This window comes from Eremococcus coleocola DSM 15696, assembly GCF_000428865.1.
Taxonomy (GTDB): Bacteria; Bacillota; Bacilli; order Lactobacillales; family Aerococcaceae; genus Eremococcus; species Eremococcus coleocola.
On record NZ_AUAT01000002.1, the window covers coordinates 106,715 to 124,467 of the forward strand.

Below are 17,753 nucleotides of genomic sequence, written 5' to 3' on the forward strand. Positions count from 1 at the left end.
CATAAAGATGATGATAATAATTCCTTTTCTGTCCTTCACAGGGATGGCTGAGACTATATTTATTATTCAAATCTAAACCAAGACCAAAGTGTTACAGTTAAATATCTCCTTCTCCATCCTGAATTACGACCTGAACCACAAGCTGATGGTTGGGGTTACTATCCAGAAGAATTCCGCGATATGGAAAGTGAATACCAAGCCCTAGCTAAGAAACATATTATTCCACTCAAAGAATTGGAAGACCACTTGGCTCAAATCGTCTTAGACTATGACCTTTGGGAATCACAGATGTACTTTAATGAGGATGGTAGTTTTGACGTCCGAGACGATGAAGGAAAAATTTACCACTTCTCATATCTCACAGGTGAACGATTAGACCAAGAAGAAACCAATTCAGAAGAAGGAGAAGAAAAAGAAGAAAATAACCTGAATCTAGAAAAATGGGCCCAAGCCTATGGTATGGATCCAGAAGACCTCAATAATCGTTTGATTAAGATTGCTATTAAGTTTAATGTTCCTTTAGCCAAAATAGAACTTGAAGCTCAAAAAGTAGTCAGACTAAACAGTGATAGCAAGACTCTCCTGGTTTCCATCGAAAGTCTAGAAATCATTGAAACAGAAAAATCAGAAAAAGAGTCTGAAATGACAGGTAATCCGACAATTCATTCTGACTCTGACCTAGCTGATGCTGGTGATCAAGGTGAGGAAACATTAGCTAAAGAAGATGAGGAGGAGGAGGAAGACCAAGAATTAAGTCAAGAATCAGATAATCAAAGTGAGCGTGAAACTGACGACTCTAATCAAGATTCTAACTTAGGTTCCTCTCTAGCTTCTGATAGTGATGTTCCTATCAGTGAATAGGCTTCCTCCAGCCTCTTTTAACAAAAAATTCCCACTTAAGCGGATTAAGATATAGCTTAAGTGGGATTTTTTTATTTAAGACTCTATAAGTAAAAACGTTTATTTTTATTAGTTGGATTAAAGAAAGTAAAACCTTGACCGATAACTTGTTGAACATCCGAAATGGTGACAAAAGCATGAGGGTCAACGCGGGAAATTAAGCGTTGAATCCGTACAAGTTGGTTACGATTCACAATCACATATAGTACATCCTTGTCTTTATGCGAATAATATCCATACGCTTTTAGCACCGTAATCCCACGATCGATCTTTTCAATAATTTCTTTGGCAATGGCATCTTTCTGGTCTGAAATAATTAACATGGACTTACGGCGGCTTAAGCCTTCAGCCATAAAATCCAGAACATTGGTAGTGATATATTTCATGATTAAGGTAATAACCGTATTCTCTGCCCCAATAACAAAAGAAGACCCAAGAATGATTAAGGAATTACACAAGAAAACACCAGCTGAAAACTGAAAGCCAAAAGAATTCTTCAACATAATCGCAATAATATCGGTTCCAGCTGTCGTTCCGTGACCTCGAACAATAATCCCCATACCCGCTCCCATTAAGACCCCAGCAGCAATCGCTGAAATCAAGGCATTATCCGAAATAAAGACTGGCAAATGAACCCAGTTCATCATGGCTGACATGGCAAAGAGACAATATATAGTAAAAATTAAGGTTCGTTTTTCTAGGTACTTCCACCCAATCGCAATTAAAATGGCATTTACAATAAAGTTGGTGGTCCCAGTCGCTATGTTAGTTATATAATAAACCACAATGGCGATCCCGGCTACGCCCCCATTCCCAAAATGATTGGGAATGACAAAAGAGTTCACTGCGATAGCATACAATAAGGACCCCAAAGTAACCATAAAAATGGAATAAGCAAGGTGTTGGGGGGACATCTTAATGTAGCTGAAAATTTTATTCATCGTTTACATAAGTCCTTTCACAAAATAACTTACTTTCCCCTATCATACTTAAAAGCCAGACACTTGTAAACGGTATTTTTCTTGTCTAAGTTAATTCTAATCTGGATTTTTTAAATCGACTAATAGTATTCCTGAAAAGACCAAAATAATGCCAAACACCATTCGGAGGGTCAATAGCTCCTTAAAAAAATTGTCGCTAGGATGAGAGCCACAATGGGATCCAGATAAGAGAACAAGGCCACCCAATGACTAGGGAGCTTGCCAATACTAGAAAAATATAAAACATAGGCAAAACCAGTGTGGATTAGACCTAGGATGAGGTCGCTGCCAAGCTAATAAGAGACCTAGGGCTAAAGCCCCTAAGATACCACGACCAAAAGCAATCACAGCTGACGAATATGGGATATACCGGGTTAAAATCCCAATGGTTCCAAAAATAACCATAGCCGTGATTAATTGACGTAGCCCTGTGCGTCTGGACATTTCTCTCATCCTTTTCTCATTTTTTCGTATTATTGTAACAAATTTGCTAGCAAAGAACCACTTATTTCACCCCAAAAAGTATAAAAAAACCTAGTTAAGGGATTGTCATTGATTTAGGACAATTTCCTTAACTAGGTTGTTATTATTTTTCAGTTGGTTACTTTAATCCATTTGGGCGTAATCAGCGGCTTCAATTTCAATATTAGAATTGAAATAAGTGGTCAAGGCTTCGATCATATATAAAGTATCCTTAGAACCCGCTGTCTCATAAGTTGAATGCATGGCTAATTGAGCCAAACCAATATCCAAGGCATGAACAGATACTTGAGTATTGGACAAGTTACCTAAAGTTGAACCACCTGGTGTATCAGACCGGTTGGCAAAATTTTGCACAGGCACTTGAGCTTTCTTACAAATTCGTTTGAAGACGGCTTGGGAGAAGGCATCGGTGGTATATTTTTGATTGGCTGCTTCTTTGATAACAATCCCTTGATTCATAAAGGTCCGGTTTTGGTCATCTGTTTTTTCAATGTGGTTAGGATGGGCTGCATGGGCATTATCAGCTGAAATCAAGAAGGACTTTGCTACCGCTTGGTGGTATTGGTCTAAGTCAAAGCCTAAAGCAGCATTAATCCGTTTCAAGGTGTCGGCTAGGAAGGTCGACATGGCTCCTTGCTTGGTATTAGAACCCACTTCTTCATTATCAAAGTTACAGTATACATTAACTGCTTTAGGATTATCTCCAGCTAAGAAGCCCATCAAGGTTGAATAAGAACATTGGAGGTTATCTAACTTAGGTGAAGACACAAATTCATCTTTATACCCCCAGATAGACGGTGCTTGGCGGTTAACCAAGAAGAGATCACGAGCCAAGATTTGGTCAGGATCGACACCTAATTCTTCAGCAATCATCTTATCAAAATCACCCTTTTTCAACTCACCCGCTGAAAATAAAGGTAAAAGATCAACTTGACGATTGTAATCATAACCAGAATTAATTTTGCGGTTAAAGTGGATGGCCACATTTGGAATAATCAAAAGGTCCTTGTCGATATACAATAATTTAGACACAGCCTTGTTGCCTTCTTCAACAAGAACCCGACCCGCAATGGATAAAGGCCGGTCAAACCAAGTTGAATCAATCATGCCGCCATAAGCTTCTACATTTAAACGTAAATACTCGGCAGGGCCTTCTAATTCAGGCACGGATTTAATTTTAAAGGTTGGAGAATCACCGTGAGCGGCAGACATTTGAAAGTGGTAGTCAGATAAGTCGGACCCGATTTGGAAAGCAATAATAGAAGAATCATTTCGCTTGGTATAGTAATGGCCGTCCTTTTCTAGCTGCCAAGTACTTGATTCTGATAAATAAGTATAACCAGCTTCTTCTAAACGCTTAGCAATCGATTGGTTGGAATGGAACATAGAGGGAGACTCTTGGATAAATTGGACGAGGTCCTTTGAAACTTCTATATGATTCATAGTAAAACTCCTTTATTGATTTAATTGCTGTAAAAGTGACGGTAATTGATTTAAATGCTGGATTTGATGATCGACTTGACGAGGATTTTGGTCTACTATTCCTTGAGGATGATACCAGACCGTTGTAATACCGGCATTGCGGCCTCCTTGCATATCCGACGATAAACTATCGCCAATGATTAAGGTTTGATCTAGACTAAATTCCTTATCTTGAGCCTGAATCTGGTCAAAAACGTAATCAAAATAAGCTCGGTCTGGCTTAAAAGATCCTACTTCTTGGGACAAAAAAATGTCTTGGAAATACTGTGTCAAACCTGCTGCGGTTAATCGCTTAGTCTGAATATAAGTAATTCCATTAGAAGTAATATAGAGGGGGTAATCCTTTTGAAGTTGGTTTAAGAGTTCTAGGGCCCCATCCATATAGTAGACCTCTTGGGCCAAGTGGTCAGCATACACCCAGCGGGCCTTTCTCGGGTCTAAGTCAGGTCTATCAATGGCTTTAAAGAAATCCGAAAACCGACGGTCTTGCAGACTTTCTAAGTCAATCTTGCCCTGTTCAAAGAGTGCCCACATGGCTTGATTAGCAGTTAGATAGGCCTGCTCATTGGTCGGACTGGCTTCAATCTGATAATCATTAAAAGTTGCCAGCAAGGCCTGGTGCTCTGAAGTATGGAAGTCCAAGAGGGTATTATCTAAATCAAAAAGTAAATACTTATAATTCAAAGCTAGCATCCTTTCCAAAATCAGCCTAACCATGAGTTACTAAGTTTACTATACCATAAAATAATAAAGAGAATTAGCTAACCAATTCTTTTTTTACTCTAGATGTGGCGTTTCCTGCAATGCTTGCAGCTGAGCTAAGCTTTCATACCTCTCTTTCATCACTGGCATAATGCAGTCGAAATTCATCCTATAAAAACGGTGTACTCCTTGTTTTCTAACAAGGAGCACCTCAGCCTGCGTCATCAATTTAAGATGATGAGAAATTGGAGGCCGAGACAATTCAGATTTCTCAGTAATACTGTTAACGTTCAGCTCCTTATTTTCCAAAATCATCAAAAGAATGGCCTGACGCTGCTCATCACGTAAAACATCAAGCAAGGGAGTAGCTTCTTGCAAAAGTTTCGCTAAATTATTCATCTTGGCTCCTGTACTTATTTGAAAATGCTGTCATCGTAATATTAGTCCCTTAGCAATTGAAACAAGGTCATACATTGCGAGGCATTCATTTTCTAGTCGCTACCAAGAGAGGTCCCTGTTCAATCTCTCCATTATACTATTTTTTATGAATTATCTCTAATCAATCCTCTATCCTTCTTTACTTAAGTTACAGTGTAACATCAAAAATTTTAGCGACTATAGCCAATCTTATCATAAGTTCGTGGTATTATTTAGCACGTCGTGCTGCTGGTCCGTGCATAGACAAGGCATAAGCAATCGCTGACCAAGCATTGATATGAATTTTAACCGGTTTATTCTGTCCCAATCTGACAATCTGTTGCTCATAGTAGCTCAATCCAATGAAACTTCCCAATTCCTTGTCTAATTTCTTAAGGCCTGTCGTTAATCGAGGTAAGGTCATTGTCTTTAACTAAGTTCGGGTTAAGGACAAAGGGTCTAGCCATGCCAATCATGGCTCTACTGCCTTCCTCAATTGCTTGTTCCATGCTAGCTTGACTTCGAAAATCACCTGTCACCACAATAGGTCAGTCAATCTGGGCTTGAACCCGACTAGCAAAATCAATAAAGAAGGGTTTCACATTCTCATCCGCTAAAAAGACGGACTTCTCATAGTTCCCGCCAAATTGCCCTAGCTTAGCATAAATGGGATACCTTACCCCTGACCACCAAACGATTTTTAACCTATATAATTGAAAACGTAGAAAAATAAAAAATCAGGCCACAATATCTACAGGTATATGCTCTTAACAGTTAAATTAATGGATCTAGCCGTAATGAGATAGACAGTTTTGATAAAGTGTCCTGATTTTTAATTATTTTTACATCAAAATTTACTTAATTCATCAATAAATCGGTTTGCTCAATTGTTTTTACAATTTTTGCAGGAACGCCTGCTGCAAGACTGTTTTTAGGAATATCTTGAGTTACCACAGACCCTGCCGCAATCACAGAGCCAGACCCAATGGTCACGCCGGGCATGACCGAAACATTAGCACCAAACCAGACATTGTCACCGACTGTAATCGGACGGGCTTGTTCCAAACCTTGGTTACGCCGATCAGCATTTAAGGGATGACTCGCTGTATAGAAACCCGTAAAGGGACCCACAAAGACATGGTTACCAAGTCGAATCGGCGCCCCATCCATAAAATAACAAGAACTATTAACGAAACAATCATGGCCAAAGGAAATATTATAACCATAATCACAAATAAAGGGGCTGACAATGTCTAAACTGGGATAGTCTTGGCCTAATAATTCTGTCAGTACCGCTTTACGAGCTTCTACTTGACTGGGTTTCAATTGATTTAAGTCAAAACACAGATCTTGGGCTTTGCGCCGTGCCGCAATTAATTCTTGGTCGTAATTGGCGTCATACCAATCACCAGCCAGCATTTTCTCTTTTTCACTCGGCATTCAATCACTCCTTTTTACCAGTATAGCATAGCTAATGGTCTACCTTAATCCACTTGTAACATTCTTATATCAAATTCAATATTTTCCCTGGCAGCCAGGGCGAAATTCACCAACGCCTAGAAAATGGTAAAAGCGATATCGCTTTTACCTCTAAGTACGGCTCAGACGATTTTGAATATAATCCTATTCTTAAAGACGAGTTGGTTGCGGTTCTCCCCTTGGACCATCCTCTGGCCAAAGATATTTCTGTACCGATTGCAAATATTCAGGACTACACCTATATCTGCTCTGGAGAAAAAATCGATTTTGAAATCGGTGATATTCTCAAAAGTCAACATATTAAACCGATACAGACCTTGAAATATTTGATGAGATGTTCGCCCTTCACCTGATTGAAGCTGGTTTTGGAATAACCATCTGTTCCAAATTTTTCCTTGACTCCATCCCCAACCATGCTCGGATCGCAATTCGACCATTTAGTGAACATTTTTACCGGTCGATCATGATCGCCCAAAATAAAGACCGCTACAATTCAGCAGTCTCAGAGCTATTCCGGCAATTCTGCTTCGAATGGTAGCATAAAAATGTTGAGAATTTAAATTAAAATTGACAAAAAAACCTCCAGCCAATCGCAGACCTGCGATTAAAACTGGAGGGATTATTAAATTCCACCTAAAAAACTATTTACTTATTCTTGGCCTTCGGGAGCTAGGGCTTCTTGAACCACTTCGATGGTTCCATCATTGTGGACATGATAAACACCGGCAGACCTTTGATCATCATCGAAAATAATTGAAATAATCCAAGAACCATCAGTTTCATCTTGACTAGCCACATCTAAAGATACACCTGTTAGACCTGTTTGATTAAGGACCGCAGTTAAGGCTTGATCTTGGCTAAGCGCCTGACTTTGGCCACTTTCTTGACTTTCGTCTTCGCTAGACTCACTGCTTTGACTATCATCACTGGCCGCTGAATCTGACTCAGGCAATTCGGGTACAGGTAACAATTCAAAGTGATTTTCTAAAGCAACCCCATTAATCATTTTGCCAGAGGTAATGCTTTCAAGTGCGCCTGCACTTAAGCCATTTAAATTCTGTAAAATAGTGACTTCCTTACTTTCCTTATTCACGCTGAAACGGTTGAAGACATTATCTTCATTTAATTTTTCCACTAAATAAGGATAAGCCATGTAAGTATTGACTTGATCATCAGAATTCAAATCATCAAAATCATAGTCCAAACTTTGCGGCATATAGCCAGAAGTCAAACCAATGAGCATAATATCATTGTAAGATGCTGGATCTTCAATCTTCAAACGATTGACCTCAGCTAACCCAGCCAAGAGTTTATCCTTGAGACTTGCCCCCACTTCTTCACCAGCAGCCATACGAGCTTCCACATAAGTGGTCCGAATTTGATTGAGGGCCGCTTTTTCATCAGCGTTTAAGTCAGGCTTCATGGCTTCAATAATAAAGGTATCATTATATACATTAGAATCTGCAATGCTACCGTCATTGATAGCTGCCATTAGGGCATCGGCTGTCGCTTGGATAACTGGATGATACTTATTGGTATCTGAAAAATCAGGATTACCCTTGGCTTGAATTTCTTCAAGACTTTGGCTAGCTTCCGCTGGCATTTCTTCCAGAATTGATTGCCAGTCCCCAGCCAGGTTCACATCTAATTGTTGAACGGTATCTTTATTCTTGGCTGTTTCAGTTTGAGCATATTCCTTTAAGAGACCAATGATATTTTCTTTATCAGCATCGTCCATTTGTATTTGTTTATCGGCTAATAATTTATCAACTAAGGCATTCACATCAAGATCTTTACCGTCTACCAAGTTAACCGTAATTTCTTGTTTCAGTTGGGTAATGACTTGGTTAATTTCTACATTAGATATTTGGGTATTAGCTTGAACATTTTGAATGACTTGGATTTCTTTTTCAGCGACTTTAACCGAAGCTTGGTCTAACTTGGCTCCAGTGGCTTCCATTAAAGCATAAACTCCAGCTAAAGCCCCTTCCCCGGTAACGGGCTGAATGGTCGCAATCCGGACTAAGACATCCTTGGCCCCCGCCGTAATAGCAGCATTCTGATAGGTATCACGACTAACCTTTTGGATATTTTCAGGGGTTACGATTTCAACTCTGACACCAGATCCAGGAGCTTGGGGCATAATATAAGCTGATGAAAAAACCTGGGTAGCTTCATTAGAACCGTCTTGCAAATATTTATTGATGGTCGGTCCGTCCACATAAAGAATATTATCAGCGGGTGCAGCACTTGCCCCTAGAATTCCTTTGGTTTGTTCTTGAGCGGTTGGATCGAGCGAAGCTCCTAAAGAAACAATGGGTTGTCCCGCTTGTTGATTAGAGATGGCATCCACGGGAACAAATTGTCCAAATAACAAAGACGCAGCAATAACAAGACTAAATTTTTTTGCTTGCATAGGAATTCCCCTTTTCTATCAATTAATTTCCAAACAATGATGACACAAATTCTACAATAGCATTCCAAATATTTTGTAACATTTGCATAAAACCAGACTTAGTTTCTTCGTCTAGACCATTCCAAGCAGTCTTCGCCTTATCTAATAATTGACCGCCTTGTTCTTGCAAGGTTTGACCAAATTGGGCCAGTTGATCTTTTTGAGCTTGGCTTAATTCTAGGTTGGAGAAATTAGTCATATAATTCTGGATGTCTTGAATATTATTATTGGATAAGATATCACCTAAATTATAATTGTTTATCACGTTATTCACAATATTTTGCACTGCTTCCTGGGTAATCGTTCCTCCATTGGCATCTTTTTCGGTTTGGACATTTTGCTTAATTTCAGCAATGGCTGCATTCAAGAGTTCATCTGAATAGCCTGATTGATTTTGGTGTTCTTGGTTAATAGAGGACGTAACATTCAATTCATCTTGGGCAACTGCAACAGCCTGGCTATCCAGAGTTTGACCAGAAGCTTGGAAGGCTTTATAAACTCCGGCTAAAGCGCCAGAACCATCCACCTTGACTGCAGAAGCCACTTTAATATTGACATCCACTGCTCCCGCGGTAATGGCCGCATTTTGATATTGGTTAGGGGTAATATCAGTGATGGTATTCGGAGTAACAATCTCAACCGTCACTTGACCATTGTTGGAAGCGGGGGTGATATAAGTCGATGAATACACTTGTTTATAAGGATAGGTGTCATTCAAGAGACCATTTAATTCGGATACCTGGACTGGAATTTCTTTCGTACCCGCTTGGACCCCTAAGGCCTTCCGCGTTTCCACTAATTGTTCTTGGTTAAGTGACCCACCATAGGTGAACATGGGGTCAATGGCAACTTTATCCGCAAAAACAAGAGGCGACATGCTCGCCATGACTAGGAGACTAGATACTACTTTAATTAATTTTTTCATAATTCAATCCTTTCAAAAATCCATTTGGACTATCTTCACTATACCGATTAATTGTGAATAAGCCGTGACTATTTAAGGACCAAATTTGAAAAAAATGAAAAGGCAACCAACGGCTGACAGCTTTAGTCAAGCAAAAACTGGAACCACACCGGGTTCCAGTTTTTACTTTATCAATTATTTTTGCTTTTATTCTGCGTCTGCTGCTGGACGGCTCTTACGGGCTACATCTTCATTTAGTAAGGCAATAAAGTCTTCTAGTGAGACAGAGTTAGAGTCTTGAGCGCCATAGCGACGGATATTGACGGTCCCATCTTCCACTTCTTGGTCCCCAATGACAATTTGGTAAGGGATTTTTGAAGTTTGCGCTTCACGAATCTTGTAGCCTAGTTTTTCATTCCTTAGGTCCATTTCTACCCGAAAACCAGCTTCTTGTAAAGCATGGTAGATTTCTTCCACCCGGTCACCATGATGTTCTGGTGATACTGGTAAAAGAATAGCTTGAACTGGTGCCAACCAAGTTGGGAAGGCCCCCTTGTATTCTTCGATTAAATAAGCCACGAAACGTTCCATGGTTGAAACCACGCCACGGTGGATAACCACTGGACGGTGAGTATTTTGTCCATCTTCACCCACATAGGTTAAGTCGAACCGTTCTGGTAATAAGAAGTCTAATTGGATAGTAGACATAGTTTCTTCTAGACCAATCGCAGTCTTGAATTGAACGTCTAATTTAGGGCCGTAGAAGGCAGCTTCACCTATAGCTTCGAAGTATTCTAAGCCCAATTCATCCATGGCTTCTTTTAACATGGATTCTGCTTTTTCCCACATTGCGTCGTCATCAAAGTATTTTTCTTTGTCTTCAGGGTCACGGTAAGATAAACGGAAACGATAGTCAGTAATATTGAAATCTTCATAAACGTCAGCAATTAAGTTCAAGACGCGTTTGAATTCGTCTTTAATTTGATCAGGACGGACAAAAATATGAGAGTCATTCAAGGTCATTTCACGCACCCGCTGTAAACCAGATAAGGCGCCTGATTTTTCATAACGGTGCATCATACCCAATTCCGCAATCCGGATTGGTAATTCACGGTAAGAGTGAATTTCATTTTTGTAAATTAACATATGGTGCGGACAGTTCATTGGACGTAGAACTAACATTTCGCCGTCCCCCATATCCATTGGTGGGAACATATCATCTTTATAGTGGGCCCAGTGGCCAGAGGTTTTATAAAGGTCAGTCTTAGCCATCACAGGAGTGTAGACGTGTTCATAGCCTAAGGCAATTTCTTTATCCATGATATAACGTTCAATCACTCGGCGGATAGTCGCACCTTTGGGTAACCAGAATGGTAACCCAGAACCAGCTTCTTGGCTAATCATGAATAAGCCTAATTCTTTACCTAATTTACGGTGGTCCCGTTCTTTGGCTTCTTCGCGACGTTTTAATTCAGTATCTAGGTCAGCTTGTTTGAAGAAGGCTGTACCATATACCCGTTGCATCATCTTGTTATCAGAGTTACCACGCCAGTATGCACCCGCTAGTGATAATAATTTGAAGGCTTTAATTTTACCAGTGGATGGCACATGACCGCCTCGGCAAAGGTCGGTGAATTCGCCTTGAGTATAAACAGAAATTTCTTCATTTTCTGGTAAGTCATTGATTAATTCAACTTTATAAGGATCATCCTGGAAGATATCAAGAGCTTCTTCACGGCTGACCACCCGGCCTTCAATTGGGTAATTTTGAGAAACGATTTTTTTCATTTCTTTTTCGATTTTTGGTAGGTCAGCGTCTGTTAAAGCTTCAGGCTTATCAGTATCATAGTAAAAACCATTTTCAATAGCAGGTCCTACCCCAAAATGAATTTCAGGATACAAACGTTTCATGGCTTGGGCCATTAAGTGAGCAGTTGAATGACGTAATAAGTCTAAAGCTTCAGGTGACTTATCGGTAATAATTTCAATCGCACCATCTTGTTCAATCGGTTGGTGAAAGTCAATAATTTGACCATCAAGTTTACCTGCTAATGCTGCTTTTTTCAAAGAATTGGAAATAGATCCCGCTACGTCTTCTATAGTTACGCCCGCATCAAATTCTTTTTGATTTCCATCAGGAAAAGTAAGTTTAATTTTTGCCATGTTGCATCCTCCTAAATTTAATTACCAATAAAAAAATCCCTTCACCGTCAGCCGACGGCAAGGGACGTTACATACATTCTAACGTGGTTCCACCCAAGTTCACTGTGTGATGGGTCACGCCCACACCAGCCTCAAAGAACTTAACGCGTTCACACGGCCGCCAATACTTGTTTCCGTTCCTGGCAACAATCATGAAGGGGTCTAAATCTAAGCTACCTTGAAGTGTCGCACCGTCCCACTTCTCTCTAGAAAAAATAACCTAAACCGTTGGCTTCAATCTTATTTGCACTAATTATAACACTTAGGTTAGTAAAAACAAGGGGAATGTGAGATTTCGGAGAGAATGGTAGTATATTTTAAAGGCCTCGCTCATAGTAAATCATTCCGCTTTTTTTTATAAGTAGCTGATACTTTATTGCAGCATATAGTCCATCTAAGTCAATAGATTATTAGATAACTGAGTAACAATCGAGAAAATCAGAGATTTTCTTTCCTTTCGACTTGATTAACTTTCCGGTTTAACCAGGCAGCCGTTTATTATCAACTCTAAGTAGACAAAGACGATGCCAATCTATCTTATTCACACCGCCAGACAAAATTCATTGCAAATCCATACTCATTCACACCGTCAATTCACTATTACCCATCATCTAGCCAATCCGCCCCACAAAAAAAGCCCACCTTCCGGTGAGCTCTATATATTAGACAGACTATCAAGACCGTCCCATCTGCCGGCGATTAGCCCCAGACAGGGTGGTTTCTTTGGCTAAATATTTAATTCGTTCCATAATCCGTGCAGCCTTGGTGGCTTCAACGCCACCCTTCACATTGGCCAAATGTTGTTCCAACTCGCGCAAGTTAAAATTAGAGGTAAAGAAAGTTGGTAAGGACTCTTTCATCCGGTATTCCAAGAGAATATTTAGGATTTCATCCCGAACCCAAGGCGTATTCGCTTCGGCACCGATATCATCAATAAAGAGCACATCCACTTGCTTCACCTTGTCCAGTAAGGACTGGACATTCTTGGTATTAATAGCCTCCTTCATATCCTGAACAAAAGTCGGATAGTGAATCATGGTAACAGAATGGTGACTTTCAACCAAACGGTTAGCCAAGGCACCAAAAATATAAGTCTTACCAACTCCAAATGGTCCTGATACATATAGACCCTGAAGGCCAGTTTGACCCGCTTCATAGGCTTCCACAAAATTCAACACTTCTTGCATCAAGGCCTTGCGTTCAGGGGTATTCCACTCAATGTCTTTCAAGCTTGCCTGACGGACATCCTTGGACATCATCCGATTATTCAATAACCGGCCCATTTCCGCTTGCTTACGAGCTTGTAGAAAAGCTTCCGTCGGATGGTAGGCCACATCAATATAATGACGCCCTAAAACCAAACTTGGTACAAAGGCCGGTTTATCTTCCGCCGGTGCTGCTTCATAGGTTTTCATTGACGTCATAAATTCATTGAGCTTGGAGATAGATGCTTGTAAATAATCTTGATTGATCCGGTCCCGGTTGGCCTGCAAAAATTTGCGGATTGCTGGGTAAGCCATCAAATCACGCAAATGTTCCTGGTAGCGCGCCCGATTGCCTGCCTGGACGGGTAAATCTTTCATTATATCTTGAATTGATTTCATTCTTGATGGTCCTCCTTATACAACCTATCTAAGCGGGCTTGAATGGTTTCTTCATCCACTTCTTGACCCGTGTGATCCTTCAGGGGCTGACCTTCATTATTGCCAGCATCCTGACCTTGATCCATCCATGAAGGCCGTACTTCCCGGTAACTACCTGTTTTATTGCCCTGATAAACTTGGTAAGGTAGCTTACTTTGGTCTTTCTTAGTTTGGCCAATATAAGCCAAAATATCACTAATATCTTTGAGACCCTTTTGTTGCCACTCATTAGCCACCCGCTGCAAGTCAGACTTATACAAGTTGGGCCGTTTGGAAATAATTAATAAATAATAAATTAAAAAATTCAAACTATCCGTTGGTAAATTGGTTTTTTCTTGTAAGTCCTTGACAAAAAACTGTTCCTGGTCGGTCGCAAAGCCTTTTTTAGCTTCTTTGGATTTAATCAGGAAGTCTTGGACAGACATCACCTGGCATAAGGCCATAATATTAATGTCCTTGTCATTGAGTTTAGGATACTCTTGGTGTAATTTCTGTTTAATTTTCTGTAAACTTTTTTGACTTTGGACCGTAGATCCCTGGGCACCTTTATTCCTAAACTCAGGCCGGCGTTCGACTATCTCCTTCATTCGGTCCAGTTGCACCCGGCCATTCAAATGATTGGTGGCTAAGTTGGTGACCCGCACCAGGTCAATCTCATTCAAGCCATAAAGTTGATGCAAGCCTAAGACTTGTGCTTTAAGGTCACCGGTTAATTCACTGTGGTCAATGCCTTCTGCCATCATGTACTTCAAATACTTGGCATAGTCAAAATTAGCTGAAGAAAGAATCGTGTTAGTTTCAGCTTCCTTAGCCGCTAGTTGACTAGAATTTTCTTGGTGGTGCCAAGTTTGAGACAGATTCAGATGATAAACTTGGTCAAATGCTGTCGTAATTTCAGTGAATAATTCATCATTCACCCGGTATTCGACCTGGGCTTGAACTAGATTATCATAGGCTATCTGACCAATTTGTTTGTATAACAAGGCAGAGTACAAAGGATGATTAAAAAAATCATACCAAGATAAAGGTTCATGTAATACATATAAAATCGTTTGTTTTTGGTAAGACCCCTGCGAACTCTTATCCCGGTAGGTTTGAATTAAACCAATCCCTTCTAAACGTATCCGGGCTTGGTCAAATTGGTCTAGTCCCATATTTAACTGGGCCAAGAGTTGGGCATGAATAAAGGAATCGGATAAATGGTTTAAGCCCGTTTGAAACTGAAATAAGGTGACATAGAGGGCTTGAGCCTGGGCACCAATAATGGGTAAATAGGCTTGGGTCAAAACTTCCAAGTCTTGAACGGTCAAATTATGATGGCGGTTCACCACAAAGGGTTGGTTGGCTTGCATGATATGACTCATTGAACATCTAACTCCATTTGTTTTGGCCCATTCGGGTCATCTTTTTCATTGGCTGCCAATTTGGCTTCCATTTCTTCTAATTCTTTCAAAAACATTTCCTTAGATTGGAATTCCCGGTAAACAGAAGCGAAACGAATATAGGCCACTTCATCGAGTTCCATTAATAAAGGCATGACTAATTCACCGATGTCTCGACTTTCAATTTCATGGTCAGACCAATCGCGAATTTGTTCTTCCACCTTAGCTGCTAACTCGGCCATTTGCTCATGGGCCACCGGCCGCTTTTCAGCCGCTCGAACAATTCCCCGCAATAATTTTTCCCGGGAAAATTCTTGGCGGGTCCCATCGCGTTTCACTACTAATAAAGGAGCATGCTCAATCCGCTCATAGGTATTAAAACGATAATGACATTCAAGACACTCCCGCCGCCGCCGAATGGACCGCCCATTATCAGCCGGTCTAGAGTCAATTACTTTTGAATTCTGGGCATGACACTTAGGACACTGCATGACTTCACTCCTTTACTTAGCTTGCTTATCTTCTATTATATTAATTCTGTCAAGGCTTGGTCAACTTGTTTCAAGGTATTTTCAATGATTCCGCGATTATCTATGACCACATCAGCTTGTTGGGCCTTCTCTTCAATAGGATATTGACTGGCAATCCGATCCTTGGCATGGTCCAGGTCATAATGGTTGCGATCTAACAAACGTTTTAACTGGGTGTCTTCATCCACATAGACTAACCAGACTTGATCCGGTTTGACTTGGTCCAAATAGTTAACCCCTACTTCAAAGTACAAAGGCATATCGACAAAAACCAGCTCAGCTCCGGCTTGCCGGTAGTCATCCAAGCCTGCTTTCGTCGCTTTAAAGACTAGGGGATGGACGATTTGATTCAAACGGTCCCGCCATTTAGAATCTTGAAAAACTAACCGTGCGACTGCATCTCGGTCTAGGTTGCCTTCTGGAGTCAAAACTTGAGACCCAAAATCAGCTACAATCTGACTCAAACCTTGAGAACCAGGTTCTACCGCCTGACGAGACAGGATATCCGTATCAATGACAGGATAACCCTTTTCTAGTAAATAGTTAGAGACAGTCGACTTTCCTGTCGCAATACCTCCGGTTAAAATAACTTGCTTCATATTACACCTCATATAAGGGCTGACAAATAGGACAATAATGGGTGCCGCGTTGCCCCACCACCATCTTCTCAATGGGATGACCACAACGGGGACAAGGCTGACCGGTCTGACCATAGACAGCCAATTGAACTTGAAAAGACCCTGCTTCCCCTAAGGAATTCAAGTAGGTTCGGATGGTTGTTCCTCCAGCCTCAACTGCCCGCGCTAGCACATCAATAATGGCTGCATGCAAACGGCTGGCTTGGTCATAAGACAAATCCTTTGCCGGAGTCAAGGGATGGATCTGGGCCTGAAATAAAGCCTCATCCACATAAATATTGCCCAAACCAGCCACTAATTTCTGGTCTAACAAGGCTGGCTTTATAGCTCGGGAAATCTTGCCTAAGCTGGCATAAAAGCCATCCAATTTAAAACTTTCCGGTGTCGGTTCCGGCCCAATCTTCTTCGCCTTAAAATAATCTGCTAATTCTGTTTGGGGCATGAGTTCAAAGCGGCCAAACTTACGCACATCTTGGTATTGGAGTTGACTGCCGTCAGTAAAGGTCATGATCAAATGCACATGTTTCCCTTTTACTTCAGGAATCTGATCAACCGGATAGTAGAAATACTTGCCTTCCATCCGTAAATGGGAAACCAAAGCTAGACCTTGACTCAAGACAAAGATCAAATACTTGGCCCGCCGGTCCATCCGCTCAATGGTCCGCCCTTGTAGTTCTTGACTCCACTTAAGCAAATCCATCTCTGTCTTCACAATCCGCGGCCAATAAATATCAACTTGGTCGATAGTCAAGCCAGTCACACACTGGGCCAAGCCTCGTCGGTTGGTTTCAACTTCTGGTAATTCGGGCATAAACACCCCTCCTAAATCTTACTCTCTATTATATTGGATTTATGACTATAAAGCGAATATACTAGCCAAAAATCATTCCTAAATTATCAAATCGATTTGACCTGATAACGGGTTCCCTGACCTCGCCCTATCTTTTCAACATAGCCCTGGTCAATCAGCTCTTCTAATAAATTCAAAACCTTATTCTTACCAAAATCATTTTCCTCAATCAGGTCAGAACTGGCATTGACATCATATTCTAGAGCCCGATAGACCTTCTGTTGATTTTGGCTTAGACCATCTATCGACGCAATCACTGGTAAATAATTTGAATCGAATTCTCAAACCACTTAAATTGGGGCTTCACCTGACTCATTGCTTAGGCAGCTTTAATCCGCTGAATACCTATGTCGAAACTTTCGATTAAGTTTAAAGAACGAAGAGGCTGGGCAAAAAGTCCAGTCCATAAAAAGACAAGGCCATTATCGCAATCGTGATAATGACCTTTTTTTATTATTTTAGTAAACATGAAAGCACTCACATGATATAATGTAAATAAGCACAAATACATTTAAAGGAGTGGCTTTCATGTATAAACATTATAACACATCTGATTGTTCTTTAGTATTAAATTTAGATTTTGATATCGCTAAAAATCACGATGCCCGTTTCATTAGCTTATTCGTTGATTCAATCCCTGATAGTGAATTTCCTAAACCTACTTCCACAGGGCGTCCAGGCCATCATCCTCGGATGATGTTAAAAA

The 17,753-nt window shown here is 40.6% G+C and carries 21 protein-coding genes and 1 pseudogene; 4 read left to right on the forward strand and 18 right to left on the reverse strand.

Translation table 11 applies throughout. From position 1 onward, the window contains the following. Positions 1 to 180: 180 nt before the first annotated feature. Positions 181 to 861 carry a hypothetical protein gene (locus tag G396_RS0101350; RefSeq protein ID WP_028124808.1) on the forward strand — a complete coding sequence of 227 codons (681 nt, stop codon included), beginning with the start codon at positions 181 to 183 and terminating at the stop codon, positions 859 to 861. Between the two features lie 83 nt (positions 862 to 944). Here the strand turns inward: G396_RS0101350 and G396_RS0101355 are convergent, their stop codons facing one another. The 9 genes from G396_RS0101355 to G396_RS0101380 form a co-directional block, all read right to left on the reverse strand. Then, positions 945 to 1,814: a YitT family protein gene (locus G396_RS0101355; protein ID WP_248623892.1), complete on the reverse strand. Its 870-nt coding sequence runs from the start codon at positions 1,812 to 1,814 to the stop codon at positions 945 to 947. 197 nt (positions 1,815 to 2,011) lie between these two features. Continuing rightward, positions 2,012 to 2,158, reverse strand: a complete 147-nt coding sequence (locus G396_RS12060) for an EamA family transporter (protein WP_081683521.1) — start codon at positions 2,156 to 2,158, stop codon at positions 2,012 to 2,014. After that, positions 2,109 to 2,324: a hypothetical protein gene (locus tag G396_RS0101360; RefSeq protein ID WP_006418588.1), complete on the reverse strand. Its 216-nt coding sequence runs from the start codon at positions 2,322 to 2,324 to the stop codon at positions 2,109 to 2,111. Before G396_RS0101360 ends, G396_RS12060 begins: the two co-directional genes overlap by 50 nt. A gap of 162 nt (positions 2,325 to 2,486) precedes the next feature. Then, entirely contained in the window at positions 2,487 to 3,806 is a 1,320-nt protein-coding gene (locus tag G396_RS0101365) for a M18 family aminopeptidase (RefSeq protein WP_028124810.1), read from the reverse strand. A 12-nt stretch (positions 3,807 to 3,818) separates the two neighbouring features. Further along, positions 3,819 to 4,529 carry a YjjG family noncanonical pyrimidine nucleotidase gene (locus tag G396_RS0101370; protein WP_028124811.1) on the reverse strand — a complete coding sequence of 237 codons (711 nt, stop codon included), beginning with the start codon at positions 4,527 to 4,529 and terminating at the stop codon, positions 3,819 to 3,821. Between the two features lie 93 nt (positions 4,530 to 4,622). Then, positions 4,623 to 4,946, reverse strand: coding sequence for a metalloregulator ArsR/SmtB family transcription factor (locus G396_RS0101375; protein WP_028124812.1), 324 nt, complete (start codon positions 4,944 to 4,946; stop codon positions 4,623 to 4,625). A 247-nt stretch (positions 4,947 to 5,193) separates the two neighbouring features. Continuing rightward, on the reverse strand, positions 5,194 to 5,322 hold the full coding sequence (locus tag G396_RS11895) for a hypothetical protein (RefSeq protein WP_282705422.1): 129 nt from the start codon (positions 5,320 to 5,322) through the stop codon (positions 5,194 to 5,196). 34 nt (positions 5,323 to 5,356) lie between these two features. Continuing rightward, the gene (locus G396_RS11310; protein WP_248623893.1) at positions 5,357 to 5,506 is read right to left on the reverse strand and encodes a hypothetical protein; all 150 of its coding nucleotides are present in this window, start codon (positions 5,504 to 5,506) and stop codon (positions 5,357 to 5,359) included. Positions 5,507 to 5,822: 316 nt separating this feature from the next. Beyond that, a complete protein-coding gene (locus G396_RS0101380) occupies positions 5,823 to 6,404 on the reverse strand; it encodes a sugar O-acetyltransferase (protein WP_028124813.1) in 582 nt (193 codons plus the stop codon). Positions 6,405 to 6,484: 80 nt separating this feature from the next. On the opposite strand from G396_RS0101380, the gene G396_RS12065 reads away from it, so the two are divergent. After that, positions 6,485 to 6,796: a LysR substrate-binding domain-containing protein gene (locus G396_RS12065; RefSeq protein WP_428829637.1), complete on the forward strand. Its 312-nt coding sequence runs from the start codon at positions 6,485 to 6,487 to the stop codon at positions 6,794 to 6,796. Further along, on the forward strand, positions 6,778 to 6,981 hold the full coding sequence (locus G396_RS11900) for a LysR substrate-binding domain-containing protein (RefSeq protein ID WP_081683517.1): 204 nt from the start codon (positions 6,778 to 6,780) through the stop codon (positions 6,979 to 6,981). Before G396_RS12065 ends, G396_RS11900 begins: the two co-directional genes overlap by 19 nt. 111 nt (positions 6,982 to 7,092) lie before the next feature. Here the strand turns inward: G396_RS11900 and G396_RS0101390 are convergent, their stop codons facing one another. The 9 genes from G396_RS0101390 to G396_RS10840 all read right to left on the reverse strand — a co-directional run bounded on the left by G396_RS0101390 (position 7,093) and on the right by G396_RS10840 (position 17,304). Continuing rightward, the gene (locus tag G396_RS0101390) at positions 7,093 to 8,859 is read right to left on the reverse strand and encodes a DUF1002 domain-containing protein (protein ID WP_028124815.1); all 1,767 of its coding nucleotides are present in this window, start codon (positions 8,857 to 8,859) and stop codon (positions 7,093 to 7,095) included. A gap of 22 nt (positions 8,860 to 8,881) precedes the next feature. Further along, entirely contained in the window at positions 8,882 to 9,823 is a 942-nt protein-coding gene (locus G396_RS0101395) for a DUF1002 domain-containing protein (protein WP_034907349.1), read from the reverse strand. Between the two features lie 186 nt (positions 9,824 to 10,009). Beyond that, the gene (gene thrS, locus G396_RS0101400; protein ID WP_028124817.1) at positions 10,010 to 11,965 is read right to left on the reverse strand and encodes a threonine--tRNA ligase; all 1,956 of its coding nucleotides are present in this window, start codon (positions 11,963 to 11,965) and stop codon (positions 10,010 to 10,012) included. A gap of 713 nt (positions 11,966 to 12,678) precedes the next feature. Beyond that, positions 12,679 to 13,608, reverse strand: coding sequence for a primosomal protein DnaI (dnaI, locus tag G396_RS0101405; RefSeq protein WP_034907351.1), 930 nt, complete (start codon positions 13,606 to 13,608; stop codon positions 12,679 to 12,681). Continuing rightward, entirely contained in the window at positions 13,605 to 15,011 is a 1,407-nt protein-coding gene (locus G396_RS0101410) for a DnaD domain protein (RefSeq protein WP_028124819.1), read from the reverse strand. Before G396_RS0101410 ends, dnaI begins: the two co-directional genes overlap by 4 nt. After that, positions 15,008 to 15,520: a transcriptional regulator NrdR gene (nrdR, locus tag G396_RS0101415; protein ID WP_028124820.1), complete on the reverse strand. Its 513-nt coding sequence runs from the start codon at positions 15,518 to 15,520 to the stop codon at positions 15,008 to 15,010. The genes G396_RS0101410 and nrdR overlap by 4 nt, the downstream gene beginning before the upstream one ends. A gap of 35 nt (positions 15,521 to 15,555) precedes the next feature. Further along, positions 15,556 to 16,158: a dephospho-CoA kinase gene (gene coaE, locus G396_RS0101420; protein ID WP_028124821.1), complete on the reverse strand. Its 603-nt coding sequence runs from the start codon at positions 16,156 to 16,158 to the stop codon at positions 15,556 to 15,558. 1 nt (position 16,159) lies between these two features. After that, positions 16,160 to 17,008, reverse strand: coding sequence for a DNA-formamidopyrimidine glycosylase (mutM, locus tag G396_RS0101425; protein WP_028124822.1), 849 nt, complete (start codon positions 17,006 to 17,008; stop codon positions 16,160 to 16,162). 86 nt (positions 17,009 to 17,094) lie between these two features. After that, positions 17,095 to 17,304 (reverse strand): helix-turn-helix domain-containing protein, encoded by a 210-nt coding sequence (locus G396_RS10840; RefSeq protein WP_051221044.1) that lies wholly within the window; start codon positions 17,302 to 17,304, stop codon positions 17,095 to 17,097. 271 nt (positions 17,305 to 17,575) lie between these two features. Here G396_RS10840 and G396_RS12070 point away from each other — a divergent pair. After that, positions 17,576 to 17,753: pseudogene (locus G396_RS12070) on the forward strand (IS5/IS1182 family transposase); the annotation flags it as partial.